The following is a 13,012-nucleotide window of genomic DNA, read 5'->3' as shown; positions in this document are numbered from 1 at the left end:
GCCTATGATTGTTGTAGGACAAGATTTCTTTCACCCAAGAATGATTGCCAGCTCACTACAAGAAATTCACAAGATCGAGCGTAGAAGCCATGACCCAAGCGTATGAACCGCTGCGTCTGCACGTCCCTGAACCCTCGGGCCGCCCAGGCTGCAAAACCGACTTCTCCTACCTGCATCTGACCGATGCCGGCACGGTGCGCAAACCTTCCATTGACGTCGAACCCGCCGACACCGCCGACCTGGCGCGCGGGCTGATTCGTGTGCTCGATGATCAGGGCAACGCCCTCGGCCCCTGGGCTGAAAATGTGCCGGTCGAGATCCTGCGCAAGGGCATGCGCGCCATGCTCAAGACGCGGATCTACGACAACCGCATGGTGGTCGCCCAGCGCCAGAAAAAAATGTCGTTCTACATGCAGAGCCTTGGCGAAGAAGCCATCGGCAGCGCCCAGGCCCTGGCCTTGAACATCGACGACATGTGCTTCCCGACCTACCGCCAGCAAAGCATCCTGATGGCCCGCGAAGTGCCGCTGGTCGACCTGATCTGCCAGTTGCTGTCCAACGAGCGCGATCCGCTCAAGGGCCGGCAGTTGCCGATCATGTACTCGGTCAAGGACGCCGGTTTCTTCACCATCTCCGGCAACCTCGCCACCCAGTTCATTCAAGCCGTCGGCTGGGGCATGGCCTCGGCGATCAAGGGCGACATGAAAATCGCCTCGGCCTGGATCGGTGACGGCGCCACCGCCGAATCGGACTTCCACACCGCCCTCACCTTCGCTCACGTTTACCGCGCGCCGGTGATCCTCAACGTGGTCAACAACCAGTGGGCGATCTCGACCTTCCAGGCCATCGCCGGCGGTGAAGCCACCACTTTCGCCGGACGCGGAGTCGGTTGCGGCATCGCCTCGCTGCGCGTCGACGGCAACGACTTCTATGCGGTCTACGCCGCTTCCGCCTGGGCTGCCGAACGCGCCCGGCGCAACCTCGGCCCGACCATGATCGAATGGGTCACCTACCGCGCCGGCCCGCACTCGACCTCCGACGATCCGTCCAAATACCGTCCTGCCGACGACTGGAGCCACTTCCCGCTGGGCGATCCGATTGCCCGCCTCAAGCAGCACCTGATCAAGGTCGGCCACTGGTCGGAAGAAGAGCACGCCGCGGTCAGCGCCGAGCTGGAAGCCGAAGTGATTGCCGCGCAGAAACAGGCCGAACAGTACGGCACCCTCGCTGGCGGGCAGATTCCAAGCGCCGCAACCATGTTCGAAGACGTCTACAAAGAGATGCCGGAGCACTTGAAGCGCCAGCGTCAGCAGTTGGGGATCTGACATGAACGATCACAACAACAATATTCAGTTGGAAACCGCCATGACCACGACCACCATGACCATGATCCAGGCCCTGCGCTCGGCCATGGATGTGATGCTTGAGCGTGACGACAATGTGGTGGTGTTCGGTCAGGACGTCGGCTACTTCGGCGGCGTGTTCCGGTGCACCGAAGGCCTGCAGACCAAGTACGGCACCTCGCGGGTATTCGACGCGCCGATCTCCGAAAGCGGCATCGTCGGCGTGGCGGTGGGCATGGGTGCATACGGTCTGCGTCCGGTCGCCGAGATTCAGTTCGCCGACTACGTCTACCCCGCTTCCGACCAGATCATTTCCGAAGCCGCACGCCTGCGTTATCGCTCGGCCGGCGAGTTCACTGCGCCGATGACCCTGCGCATGCCCTGCGGCGGCGGGATCTACGGCGGCCAGACCCACAGCCAAAGCATCGAGGCAATGTTCACTCAGGTCTGCGGCCTGCGCACCGTGATGCCCTCCAACCCGTATGACGCCAAAGGCCTGCTGATCGCCTCCATCGAAAACGATGACCCGGTGATCTTCCTTGAGCCGAAACGCCTGTACAACGGCCCGTTCGACGGCCACCACGACCGTCCGGTAACCCCGTGGTCGAAACACCCGCAAGCCCAGGTGCCGGACGGTTACTACACCGTGCCGCTGGACGTCGCCGCGATCACTCGTCCGGGCAAGGACGTGACCGTATTGACCTACGGCACCACCGTGTACGTGTCGCAAGTTGCCGCTGAAGAAAGTGGCGTTGACGCCGAAGTCATCGACCTGCGTAGCCTGTGGCCGCTGGATCTGGAGACCATCGTCAAGTCGGTGAAGAAAACCGGCCGCTGCGTGGTGGTGCACGAAGCCACCCGTACCTGCGGTTTCGGCGCCGAGCTGGTGTCGCTGGTGCAAGAGCACTGCTTCCATCACCTGGAAGCGCCGATCGAACGCGTTACCGGTTGGGACACCCCCTACCCGCACGCGCAAGAGTGGGCGTATTTCCCAGGGCCGTCCCGAGTGGGCGCGGCGTTGAAACGGGTCATGGAGGTCTGAATGGGCACGCACGTTATCAAGATGCCGGACATCGGCGAAGGCATCGCAGAAGTCGAACTGTCGCAGTGGCACGTCAAGGTTGGCGATCTGGTGGTTGAAGACCAGGTGTTGGCGGACGTGATGACCGACAAGGCAATGGTCGATATTCCATCGCCGGTGCACGGAAAGGTCATTGCGCTCGGCGGTCAGCCGGGTGAAGTGATGGCGGTCGGCAGTGTGCTGATCAGCATTGAAGTTGAAGGCGCCGGGAATCTGAAAGAGTCCGCCGCGCCAGCACCGGTTGCTGCGCAAGAGCCGCCTGCTGCTCCGAAAGTTGAAACAGTTGCCGAGAGCAAACCTGCCGCTGCTGCTGGGCCGCGCCCGGCACCGGTTTGCCAGGGCCCGATGGTTGCCCGCGAGGCCGATGAACGTCCGCTGGCCTCGCCGGCCGTGCGCAAACATGCGCTGGATCTGGGCATTCAGCTGCGTCTGGTACGCGGCACTGGCCCGGCCGGTCGTGTGCTGCACGAAGACCTCGACGCTTATTTGGCCCAGGGTCAATCAAACGCTTCGGCACCGGCAACCGCCGCGTACGCCCAGCGTCACGATGAAGAACAGATTCAAGTGATCGGCATGCGCCGCAAGATCGCCCAGCGCATGCAGGACGCCACTCGGCGTGCCGCGCACTTCAGCTACGTCGAAGAAATCGACGTCACCGCCATTGAAGAACTGCGCTCGCATCTGAATGAAAAACACGGCGCCAGCCGGGGCAAGTTGACCTTGCTGCCGTTCCTGGTCCGCGCACTGGTCGTCGCCCTGCGTGACTTCCCGCAGATGAACGCCCGTTACGACGACGAAGCCCAGGTCATCACCCGCCTCGGCGCAGTGCATGTCGGTGTCGCCACGCAAAGCGATGTCGGCCTGATGGTGCCGGTGGTGCGTCACGCCGAAGCGCGCAGCCTGTGGGACAGCGCCGCCGAGATCTCGCGTCTGGCCAACGCCGCGCGCAATGGCAAGGCCAGCCGCGATGAATTGTCTGGTTCGACCATCACCCTGACCAGCCTCGGTGCGCTGGGCGGCATCGTCAGCACCCCGGTGCTGAACCTGCCGGAAGTGGCCATCGTCGGCGTGAACAAAATCGTCGAACGGCCGATGGTCATCAAGGGCCAGGTGGTGATCCGCAAGATGATGAACCTCTCCAGCTCCTTCGATCACCGCGTGGTCGACGGCATGGACGCGGCGCTCTTCATCCAGGCCATTCGTGGTCTGCTCGAACAACCCGCGACCCTGTTTGTGGAGTGACGCCATGCAAACCTTGAACACCACGCTGCTGATTATCGGCGGCGGCCCCGGCGGCTACGTCACGGCGATTCGCGCCGGGCAACTGGGCATTTCGACGATTCTGGTCGAAGGCCAATCGCTGGGTGGCACTTGCCTGAACATCGGCTGCATTCCGTCCAAAGCGTTGATTCACGTGGCCGAGCAGTTTCACCAGACACAACATCACAGTCAGCATTCTGCGCTGGGTATCAGCGTCTCGGCACCAACCCTCGACATCAGCAAGAGCGTCGAGTGGAAGGACGGCATCGTTGATCGCCTGACCACCGGCGTCGCCGCACTGCTGAAAAAGAACAAGGTCCAGGTCATCCATGGCTGGGCCAAAGTCATCGACGGCAAAACCGTGGAAGTCGGCGATACGCGGATTCAGTGCGAGCATCTGGTGCTGGCCACCGGTTCGACCAGCGTCAACCTGCCGATCCTGCCAATTGGCGGGCCGATCATCTCCTCCACCGAAGCGCTGGCACCGAAGTCCGTGCCCAAGCGCCTGGTGGTGGTGGGCGGCGGTTACATCGGTCTGGAGCTGGGCATCGCTTACCGCAAGCTCGGCGCCGAAGTCAGCGTGGTCGAGGCGCAGGATCGTATCCTGCCGGCCTACGACGCCGAGCTGACCCAACCGGTCCACGAAGCACTGAAGCAACTGGGCGTGAAGCTCTATCTCAAGCACAGCGTGCTGGGTTTCGACGGCACCTTGCAGGTGCGTGACCCGAACGGCGACACCCTCAATCTGGAAACCGATCAGGTGCTGGTGGCGGTCGGTCGCAAGCCAAATACTCAAGGCTGGAACCTCGAAGCGCTGAACCTGGACATGAACGGCTCGGCGATCAAGATCGACAGCCGCTGCCAGACCAGCATGCGCAACGTCTACGCCATCGGCGACCTCAGCGGCGAGCCGATGCTCGCCCATCGCGCCATGGCTCAGGGCGAAATGGTTGCCGAGCTGATCAGCGGCAAATCCCGCGAATTCAACCCGACCGCCATCGCCGCCGTGTGCTTTACCGACCCGGAACTGGTGGTGGTTGGCCAGACCCCGGACGAAGCCAAGGCTGCCGGGCTGGACTGCATCGTTTCCAGCTTCCCGTTCGCTGCCAATGGCCGGGCGATGACCCTGGAATCAAAAAGCGGCTTCGTGCGGGTGGTCGCGCGGCGCGACAATCATCTGATTGTCGGCTGGCAGGCGGTCGGGGTTGGCGTGTCGGAGTTGTCGACCGCGTTCGCGCAAAGCCTGGAAATGGGTGCGCGCCTCGAAGACATCGGCGGCACCATTCATGCGCATCCGACCCTGGGTGAAGCGGTGCAGGAAGCGGCGTTGCGTGCTTTGGGGCATGCGTTGCACCTGTGATGGTGGGTGGCTGTAATGGCCCCTTCGCGAGCAGGCTCGCTCCCACAATGGGAATGCATTTCAAATGTGGGAGCGAGCCTGCTCGCGAATTCTCAGGCGCAACCGGAATTATCTGTCTGTCATCCGATAGTCCGGGCTGCGAAACCGCTCAAGAATGAAGTATTGTTGTGCCCATCCAAAAAAACGTCAGAAGCCTTGAACCGTTTCGACGGTTGTTCAGTGATAGAGGGTGTCATGGGTAACGAAAGCATCAATTGGGACAAGCTGGGTTTTGACTACATCAAGACCGACAAACGCTATCTGTCGTACTTTCGCAATGGCGAATGGGACAAAGGCACCCTGACCGAAGACAACGTGCTGCACATCAGCGAAGGCTCGACTGCCCTTCACTATGGCCAGCAGTGCTTCGAAGGCCTGAAGGCTTATCGTTGCAAGGACGGCTCGATCAACCTGTTCCGTCCCGACCAGAACGCCGCGCGCATGCAGCGCAGCTGCGCCCGCCTGCTGATGCCGCACGTGTCGACCGAGCAGTTCATCGAAGCGTGCAAGGAAGTGGTTCGCGCCAACGAGCGCTTCATTCCGCCGTACGGCACCGGCGGCGCGTTGTACCTGCGTCCATTCGTGATCGGCGTGGGTGACAACATTGGCGTGCGTACCGCGCCGGAGTTCATCTTCTCGGTATTCGCGATCCCGGTCGGCGCCTACTTCAAGGGCGGCCTGACCCCACACAACTTCCAGATCTCCAGCTTCGACCGCGCCGCCCCACAAGGCACTGGTGCGGCCAAGGTCGGAGGCAACTATGCCGCCAGCCTGATGCCGGGCTCCCAGGCCAAGAAAGCGCACTTCGCTGACGCCATCTACCTGGATCCGCTGACCCACAAGAAGATCGAGGAAGTCGGTTCGGCCAACTTCTTCGGGATCACCCACGACAACAAGTTCATCACCCCGAACTCGCCATCCGTGCTGCCAGGCATCACCCGTCTGTCGCTGATCGAACTGGCGAAAACCCGTCTGGGTCTGGAAGTGATTGAAGGCGACGTGCTGATCGACAAACTGTCGGACTTCAAGGAAGCCGGCGCCTGCGGTACCGCGGCGGTGATCACCCCGATCGGCGGGATCAGTTACAACGACCACCTGCACGTGTTCCACAGCGAAACCGAAGTCGGCCCGGTCACCCAGAAGCTCTACAAAGAGCTGACTGGCGTACAGACCGGCGACATCGAAGCGCCAGCGGGCTGGATCGTCAAGGTTTGATCTGACGGCTGCTGATGCACAAAAGCCCCCATCGAGTGATCGATGGGGGCTTTTTCATGGACGCTGTTGCTGTAGCCAGTCAATGAACACTTCGGTGTGCGCCGACGCTTGCGGGGCAACACCGTAGTAATAGCGTGGCAGCGGCATGCGCAGTTCGGGCAAAGGGCAGATCAGGCGACCACTCGACAAATGCGTGCCGAGCAAAGTGGTTGGACACAGCGCGATGCCCTCGCCCGCCACGGCCGCTTCCAGCACCCGGTGCATGTAATCAAACTGACGGATCACCTGAGTGCTGCTCTGACTCTGGCCAAAATGCCTCGCCCAGTGGTGCCAGTCTTCACGCCGCGCCCTGACGGTCAGCAAGGTATGCGCACTGAGGCCGGCGAGATTTGTCAGCGGCAGTCGCTCAATCAATGCCGGCGCCGCGACCATGACCAATTCATCCTCGAACAACGCGTGCGCCTCCAGCGTCGGCGCCCAATCGTCACGGCCCCGGCGGATGACAATGTCGAAATCATCGCGGGCCGGATCCGGCGACTGGGTCTGCGTGACGACCTGGGTGTCGATGTGCGGATGCTGCACCGAAAAGTCCGCCAAACGAGGCGTCAGCCATAACAGGGCGAAGGACGGCCGGACATTGATCGTGATCGTCGGTCGCGCTGCCTGTCGCCTCAACTCGGCAGCGGCGTCGGCAATCTGCGCCAGACCGGCGCTGACTTGCTGATAAAAAAGCTCACCCGCCGGCGTCAGCAGCGACTGCCTGATGCGCCGTTCAAACAACAAAACGCCCAGATGTTCTTCAAGCAATTTGACGTGGCGGCTGACCGCACTATGGCTGACATGCAGCTCGTCGGCCGCCAGGCTGAAACTCTGATGACGAGCAGCCACAGCGAAGGCGCGAACCGCATTGAGCGGGGGAAGTGAATTTTTCATGGGTCTAATTTAGTCACATATGCACTGCATTTAAAGCGTTTGTCAGCGCGTTGCCGCCACGCCAATCTGCCCGCACGCAGATACGCGATTCGACGGAGCAACATCATGCACAGCTACGGACTCTTTGTATTGTTCGCCGCCCTGACCATTTTGAGCCCCGGCCCGGGCGTGGTGCTGACCCTGTCCAACGCCGTGCGCCTGGGCTGGACCGGCGCAGTACCCGGCATTCTGGGCATCGCCTCGGGCGCTTTCGTGGTGGCTGCCCTCAGCGCCACCAGCGTCGGCTTGATCCTCAGCGCCTCGGCCGAGGCGTTTACCGTGCTGAAATACGCCGGAGCTGCATACCTGTTGTACTTGGGCTTCAAGAGCTGGCGTTCAGATCGTTTCCGTAGCCTGCAGCAGGTTCGCCCTTCTCGTCCGGGCTACCGTTTTCTCGAAGCCGCGTCCCTGCAGTTTCTCAATCCGAAAGCGATCTTCTTCTTTCTGGCCGTATTCCCGCAGTTCATCGACACTGAACAGCTTTTTTACCCGCAGTTCTTCAAACTGGTGGCCTCTTACGCGGTGCTGGTAATTCTGGTGCACGGCAGCTACGCCCTGCTCGCCAATGCGGCCAAAGGCTGGCTGTCGAGCCCGAAAGGATCCTGGCTGGCGGCGAAAGTCTCGGGGGTGACCTTTGCCGGTTTTGGTCTGCTGATGGCGTCGGCAACCCGCTGATCGACCTGCTCAGGCTCATCCTGTTTCAAGGCAATTCGCTTGCCGGCTCGCGCGGCAATCCCGCTGGCCTGTCCGTTCTGCTGCTTGCCCGTGCGCGCCTGGGTAATCAGCCCGGGAATCAACTCCCCTTCCGGCAGATTCTTCCAGAACCGTACCGGCAAGTGCCCTTGCATGACCTTCTCGTTCAATCGCGCCGGGTTGAAGATGTGGCTGTAGTACGTCAGCCATAATTCGCCGTGTGGGTCATCGACGTTCTGCGCCAGTTGCTGCCATTCCACCGGGCACTGGCGCTGATGAATCAACTGTTCGCCATCGTAATAAACCCCGTCACGCGGCGTGGCGATCAACCAGCGATGCCGGCCCATGCGCCTGACGAAATGTTCGCTGGCGCTGCGCAGGATGTCGTGGGCCGGTTCGTGCCACGCGACGTATTGCGGGCCTGGCTGACCTTGCGGGCGCTCGATGAAACGCACGAACGCATGCAAATGGTGGGCTTCGCGCTGCACCTGCTTGATCCGCCGCTGCAACTCGCTGCCGAGCTTGTCGCCGGCCATCATCGCCGTGCGATCGCCATGGCTGACTCGCCACAGCACTTCATACAACAGACTCCAGCGCTGGTCGCCCCGGTAGCGCGCGGCTTGCTCCAGGGTGTCGAGCAGTGCACGGGGGATGCGTGCCTGAAACGGCCCCTGCCCTTCGGGTACCGAGACGTCACTGGCAAACAGATCGCTCACCCCTTCCGACGCCCAGCTCACCAGACTCGGGTCGACTTCATGGCTGAGCAGCCAGCGTGCCTGCTGGCGCCAGGTGTCGAACAGGTCGTCGCAATCGAGATTGATCATCCCCACAACCCCATCTGCTGCGGCTGCGGCCGGTCGCGCAGTTGCTGATAGAGCATGTGGCTGGTGACTTCGGCCTGTTGCGGGTGGTAGTCGCTGGTGATGATGAACGGCTTGGCCTTGGCCAGCACACAACGCATGCGCGCCACATCTTCGTAGCGGATGCGCCGTTGCTGGCGCAATTGCACCAGACGTTCGGTGGTACGCAGACCGATGCCGGGGATTCGTGCGATCAGCGACGGCTCGGCGCGATTCAGGTCCAGCGGAAACACCTCGCGATTCTGCAGCGCCCAAGCCAGTTTCGGGTCGATGTCCAGCGCTAGATTACCCGGGCCCTTGAGCAGCTCATCGGCGCTGTAGCCGTAACTGCGCAAGAGGAAATCGGCCTGATACAACCGGTGTTCGCGCATCAGCGGTGGCGCGGCCAGTGGCACGCTTTTCGGGCTGTCGGGAATCGGGCTGAAGGCCGAATAGTAGACGCGCCGCAAGCGGTAGTTGCCATACAGCGACTGAGCGCTGTGCAGGATCGTGCTGTCGTCGGTGTCATCGGCGCCGACAATCATTTGCGTGCTCTGCCCGGCGGGAGCGAATTTTGCCGAACGCGGTTCGTTGAGCACCGTTTGTACGCCGGTGTAAATGGTGTTCATTGCCTGCTTGATCGAACCAATCTGCTTCTCCGGCGCCAGGGTTTGCAGGCTGGCGTCGGTGGGCAGTTCGATATTGACGCTGAGGCGATCGGCGTAGCGCCCGGCCTCCTCGATCAATGCCGGATCGGCCTCGGGAATGGTCTTGAGGTGAATGTAGCCGCGAAACTCGTGCTCTTCGCGCAACAGCTTTGCCACGCGTACCAGTTGCTCCATGGTGTAATCCGCCGAGCGGATGATCCCGGAGCTTAGAAACAGCCCGCTGACGCAGTTGCGCCGGTAGAAATCCAGAGTCAGCGTGACCACTTCCTCGGGGGTGAAACGTGCACGCGGCACATCGCTGGAGCGGCGGTTGACGCAGTACTGGCAGTCGTAGAGACAGAAATTGGTCAGGAGGATTTTCAGCAGCGACACGCAACGGCCGTCCGGCGTGTAGCTATGGCAGATACCCATGCCATCGGTCGAGCCCAACCCGCTCTTGGCCTCGGAGCTGCGCTTGGGCGCACCGCTGCTGGCGCAGGAGGCGTCGTACTTGGCGGCGTCGGCGAGAATGCTGAGCTTGTCGATGATTTGCATGGCGCGGGCTCTTTACTGTGTGGATATACAGTATAGGTCCGAGCACGGGGTTACAAGGTGGTAGAAGCGCACCTCGTCGGGCAGAAGCTCAAGATCAAAGGATTGCAGCCTTCGCCGGCTCCTACAGAGATTGGGCAGGGTCGAGAATTAGCGGGTGTACGCGATTACTGTAGGAGCTGCCGCAGGCTGCGATCTTTTGATCTTCGCGTCTAAAGGCAACTCAAGACCAAACCGCTTACCCATTTCCTTTCGCCCCGCCACGGTGAGCGCCAACGCCCGACTATCAAGATCCTGCGTCACCCACTTGCGTTTCAACGCCATCTGCAACAACGCCGCGCCCAGCGAACCGCCCAGATGCGGCCGGCGCATGCTCCAGTCCAGGCACGGGCAGGCAAACTTGCGGCGCAAGGTACTCAAGTCCTGCACCTCAATCCCCAAGCTCGCAAACAACGCGTCGCCGGTGCCGCTCAAGCGATAAGCGCGCTCATCGGTTTCCACCAGCCACCCCGCCTCGAGCAAACGGTCGTGGAGCAACACCGCCAGCGTCCCGGCCATGTGGTCGTAGCAGGTGCGGGCGAATTGCAGGCGATCCGGGGTGTGCGGCTTGAAGCTCGGTGCGGCGTTCTGGCCGATCACCATCAACGCTTCCAGCGCCTGAGCCACGCGCTGATCGGCGAGGCTGTAATAACGATGGCGGCCCTGCACATGCAGGCGCACCAGTGCCAGATCCTTGAGCTTGGCCAAATGTGCACTGGCGGTGGAGGCGCTGACTTCCGCCACGGCCGCTAATTCAGTGCTGGTGCGGGCGTGGCCGTCCATCAGCGAGCAGAGAATTTTCGTGCGTGCCGGTTCGGCGATGGCGGCCGCCACCTGCGAAACGCCGATGTCTTGATGTTCTGCGTGCATATTTCGCTCCCCGACGAATCGTCGCCGCTGCGAACTGAAGATACTCGCATCACTTTCCCGACCACAAGGCTGTGCACCATGGACCCGATCATCGCTGCGACGCATGCCGATCCCTACCCCTACTACGCCAAACTGCGCGCCGAGGGCGGACTGACCTTTGATCATGGATTGAAGCTGTGGGTCGCCAGCAGCGCCCGAGCGGTGCGTGGGGTGCTGACGCATGCCGATTGTCGGGTACGACCGCTGCAGGAACCGGTGCCCAAGGCGATTGCCTCGGGGCTGGCCGGCAAGGTGTTCGGGCAGTTGATGCGGATGAACGATGGCGAACATCAGCGCTGTCCGAGTGCGGCAATCGAGCCGTCACTGCAGTTGATAGATGAGGAGCAAGTACGCGCACTGGTGGCCGCGCGTCTGATTACAGCGGACGCCGACGGCTTATATAAGGCGATGTTTCGCGGCCCGGTGTGCGTGGTCGCGGCGCTGCTCGGCTTCACCCCGGCGCAAGGCCGGGCGATCAGTGAACTGACCGCGGATTTCGTCGCCTGCCTGTCGCCGCTGAGCAATGACCTGCAACTGGCGGCGGCGCATGCGGCGGCGGAGCAATTGCACGGCTATTTCATCGAGTTGCTGGCCGAAGCCGATAGCGAGTTGCTCAAGGCTATCGAGCAGCGATTTACAGGAGACGAAGAAACCCTGATCGCCAACCTGATCGGTCTCTGTTCGCAGACGTTCGAGGCCAGTGCGGGACTGATCGGCAATGCACTGATTGCGCTGCGACGTCAGCCCGAATTGCGCCATGCCTCAGTGGACGCACTGCTGGCCGAGGTTCAGCGATTTGATCCATCGGTACAGAACACTCGGCGCTTTGTCGCACAGACTTGCGAGATCGATGGCGTGCGGCTCGAGGCTGGCGAGGTGATTCTGGTGCTGCTGGCCTCGGCCAACCGCGATCCTTCGTTAAATGCAGAGCCCGAGCGGTTTCTGCTGGATCGTCCTGACCGGCGCAGTTTCAGCTTTGGCAGCGGCCGGCATCAGTGTCCGGGGCAGACGCTGGCGTTGAACATTGCCGCTGCGACTGTCAGAGAAACCCTTGATCAGGGTATGAATCTGCAACAACTGACGTGGCATTACCGCCCATCGCTCAATGGGCGGATTCCACTGTTCAGCGCGGCACAGCCTTAGTCGCTGTGGCTCAGCGCTTGGGGTTGAGGCTCATGATGCGCGTGCCCTGCTCTAATCCCCTGTAGGAGCAAACTGGCGATGTCGATACCGAATATCAGATAAAGAAAATCAAGCTTGATTTATATCGGTTTCGATATAGCCTGCTGATAGGTGACCTCTGCCACTCTTTGCAACACACCGCCGCAACGCATTTTCGTCGGAGCCATTACGCTTATCCTTTCAACAAAGGAGAAGTCGATGCCAAGACACAAGGATGTGGTGTTTGTCGCAAGTGCACTCAAGGATCTGAGAGCTTTTCCTTTGGATGCTCGCAGAGCTGCGGGATTTCAATTGGATCTGTTGCAACAGGGCGACGAGCCTTTTGATTGGCGCCCCATGAAAACCGTAGGACGGGGTGTCAATGAAATCAGAATCACCGAAGACTCAGGAGCGTTTCGAGTGTTTTATGTGGTCAATCGGCCTGACGCGATTTATGTGCTGCACGCCATGCAAAAGACCACTCGCAAAACTGAAACGCGAGATATAGAACTGGCACGCGCCAGATACCAGGAAATAGGTTAAGCCATGAAGGATCATCAACACCCTTCCCAGCATTTCTCAAGCATCTGGGACGCGCTGGAAGACACGCCGCAGGACGCGGCCAACATGCGCCTGCGGGCCAAACTCATGCGCACGCTTTGCGAGACGGTTCGTGCCTGGGAGCTTCCTCAGAAGGAAGCCGCCAAGCGCTTGGGGATTACTCAGCCACGCCTCAATGACGTACTCAACGGTAAAATCGACAAATTTTCTCTGGATGCGCTGGTCAATCTGTCGGCCGCAGCGAAACTGGAAGTAGACATCTGTTTCCCCCAGGCCGCACCGCTGCACTGGGCTTGAAGGCAGCTCGGATTCTTAGGCCAAGAGGCGATGTCGTTACTGCA

12 protein-coding genes and 1 pseudogene are annotated in these 13,012 nt (G+C 61.1%); 9 read left to right on the top strand and 4 right to left on the bottom strand.

Annotated elements, in window-relative coordinates:
* Positions 1-89 precede the first annotated feature (89 nt).
* The 5 genes from QRN61_RS20100 to QRN61_RS20080 all read left to right on the top strand — a co-directional run bounded on the left by QRN61_RS20100 (position 90) and on the right by QRN61_RS20080 (position 6,298).
* Positions 90-1,325, top strand: a complete 1,236-nt coding sequence (locus QRN61_RS20100) for a 3-methyl-2-oxobutanoate dehydrogenase (2-methylpropanoyl-transferring) subunit alpha (RefSeq protein WP_285374912.1) — start codon at positions 90-92, stop codon at positions 1,323-1,325.
* A 1-nt stretch (position 1,326) separates the two neighbouring features.
* Entirely contained in the window at positions 1,327-2,385 is a 1,059-nt protein-coding gene (locus QRN61_RS20095; RefSeq protein WP_003224000.1) for an alpha-ketoacid dehydrogenase subunit beta, read from the top strand.
* Positions 2,386-3,666: a dihydrolipoamide acetyltransferase family protein gene (locus QRN61_RS20090; RefSeq protein WP_285374911.1), complete on the top strand. Its 1,281-nt coding sequence runs from the start codon at positions 2,386-2,388 to the stop codon at positions 3,664-3,666.
* A 4-nt stretch (positions 3,667-3,670) separates the two neighbouring features.
* Complete coding sequence (lpdA, locus tag QRN61_RS20085; RefSeq protein ID WP_285374909.1) at positions 3,671-5,044, top strand: dihydrolipoyl dehydrogenase; 1,374 nt, start codon at positions 3,671-3,673, stop codon at positions 5,042-5,044.
* A gap of 234 nt (positions 5,045-5,278) precedes the next feature.
* Positions 5,279-6,298 carry a branched-chain amino acid aminotransferase gene (locus QRN61_RS20080; RefSeq protein ID WP_027613221.1) on the top strand — a complete coding sequence of 340 codons (1,020 nt, stop codon included), beginning with the start codon at positions 5,279-5,281 and terminating at the stop codon, positions 6,296-6,298.
* A 54-nt stretch (positions 6,299-6,352) separates the two neighbouring features.
* On the opposite strand, the gene QRN61_RS20075 is transcribed toward QRN61_RS20080, so the two are convergent.
* Positions 6,353-7,231 carry a LysR substrate-binding domain-containing protein gene (locus tag QRN61_RS20075; protein WP_285374905.1) on the bottom strand — a complete coding sequence of 293 codons (879 nt, stop codon included), beginning with the start codon at positions 7,229-7,231 and terminating at the stop codon, positions 6,353-6,355.
* A gap of 105 nt (positions 7,232-7,336) precedes the next feature.
* On the opposite strand from QRN61_RS20075, the gene QRN61_RS20070 reads away from it, so the two are divergent.
* A complete protein-coding gene (locus tag QRN61_RS20070; protein WP_285374903.1) occupies positions 7,337-7,945 on the top strand; it encodes a LysE family translocator in 609 nt (202 codons plus the stop codon).
* 23 nt (positions 7,946-7,968) lie between these two features.
* Here the strand turns inward: QRN61_RS20070 and QRN61_RS20065 are convergent.
* The 3 genes and pseudogenes from QRN61_RS20065 to QRN61_RS20055 all read right to left on the bottom strand — a co-directional run.
* Positions 7,969-8,787 (bottom strand): annotated as a pseudogene (locus QRN61_RS20065) (TIGR03915 family putative DNA repair protein); the annotation flags it as partial.
* Complete coding sequence (locus tag QRN61_RS20060; protein ID WP_285374901.1) at positions 8,784-10,004, bottom strand: putative DNA modification/repair radical SAM protein; 1,221 nt, start codon at positions 10,002-10,004, stop codon at positions 8,784-8,786. The pseudogene QRN61_RS20065 and the gene QRN61_RS20060, both read right to left, overlap by 4 nt.
* 147 nt (positions 10,005-10,151) lie before the next feature.
* A complete protein-coding gene (locus QRN61_RS20055) occupies positions 10,152-10,910 on the bottom strand; it encodes an ArsR/SmtB family transcription factor (protein ID WP_103369171.1) in 759 nt (252 codons plus the stop codon).
* A 78-nt stretch (positions 10,911-10,988) separates the two neighbouring features.
* On the opposite strand from QRN61_RS20055, the gene QRN61_RS20050 reads away from it, so the two are divergent.
* The 3 genes from QRN61_RS20050 to QRN61_RS20040 all read left to right on the top strand — a co-directional run bounded on the left by QRN61_RS20050 (position 10,989) and on the right by QRN61_RS20040 (position 12,968).
* Entirely contained in the window at positions 10,989-12,092 is a 1,104-nt protein-coding gene (locus QRN61_RS20050) for a cytochrome P450 (RefSeq protein ID WP_285374896.1), read from the top strand.
* Positions 12,093-12,329: 237 nt separating this feature from the next.
* Positions 12,330-12,653 (top strand): type II toxin-antitoxin system RelE/ParE family toxin, encoded by a 324-nt coding sequence (locus QRN61_RS20045; protein WP_027613227.1) that lies wholly within the window; start codon positions 12,330-12,332, stop codon positions 12,651-12,653.
* 3 nt (positions 12,654-12,656) lie between these two features.
* Complete coding sequence (locus QRN61_RS20040) at positions 12,657-12,968, top strand: helix-turn-helix domain-containing protein (RefSeq protein ID WP_095139682.1); 312 nt, start codon at positions 12,657-12,659, stop codon at positions 12,966-12,968.
* Positions 12,969-13,012: the final 44 nt, after the last annotated feature.

The organism is Pseudomonas sp. lyk4-TYG-107 (assembly GCF_030209055.1).
Classification (GTDB): Bacteria; Pseudomonadota; Gammaproteobacteria; order Pseudomonadales; family Pseudomonadaceae; genus Aquipseudomonas; species Aquipseudomonas putida_A.
This window is presented reverse-complemented; position numbering and strand designations above follow the sequence as displayed.

Bases quoted from the DNA above. Each gene is read 5' to 3' on its own strand.
- QRN61_RS20050 (WP_285374896.1), top strand. From the start codon at position 10,989: ATGGACCCGATCATCGCTGCGACGCATGCCGATCCCTACCCCTACTAC.
- QRN61_RS20100 (WP_285374912.1), top strand. From the start codon at position 90: ATGACCCAAGCGTATGAACCGCTGCGTCTGCACGTCCCTGAACCCTCG.
- QRN61_RS20095 (WP_003224000.1), top strand. From the start codon at position 1,327: ATGAACGATCACAACAACAATATTCAGTTGGAAACCGCCATGACCACG.
- QRN61_RS20080 (WP_027613221.1), top strand. From the start codon at position 5,279: ATGGGTAACGAAAGCATCAATTGGGACAAGCTGGGTTTTGACTACATC.
- lpdA (WP_285374909.1), top strand. From the start codon at position 3,671: ATGCAAACCTTGAACACCACGCTGCTGATTATCGGCGGCGGCCCCGGC.
- QRN61_RS20055 (WP_103369171.1), bottom strand. From the start codon at position 10,910: ATGCACGCAGAACATCAAGACATCGGCGTTTCGCAGGTGGCGGCCGCC.
- QRN61_RS20075 (WP_285374905.1), bottom strand. From the start codon at position 7,231: ATGAAAAATTCACTTCCCCCGCTCAATGCGGTTCGCGCCTTCGCTGTG.
- QRN61_RS20045 (WP_027613227.1), top strand. From the start codon at position 12,330: ATGCCAAGACACAAGGATGTGGTGTTTGTCGCAAGTGCACTCAAGGAT.
- QRN61_RS20060 (WP_285374901.1), bottom strand. From the start codon at position 10,004: ATGCAAATCATCGACAAGCTCAGCATTCTCGCCGACGCCGCCAAGTAC.
- QRN61_RS20070 (WP_285374903.1), top strand. From the start codon at position 7,337: ATGCACAGCTACGGACTCTTTGTATTGTTCGCCGCCCTGACCATTTTG.
- QRN61_RS20090 (WP_285374911.1), top strand. From the start codon at position 2,386: ATGGGCACGCACGTTATCAAGATGCCGGACATCGGCGAAGGCATCGCA.
- QRN61_RS20040 (WP_095139682.1), top strand. From the start codon at position 12,657: ATGAAGGATCATCAACACCCTTCCCAGCATTTCTCAAGCATCTGGGAC.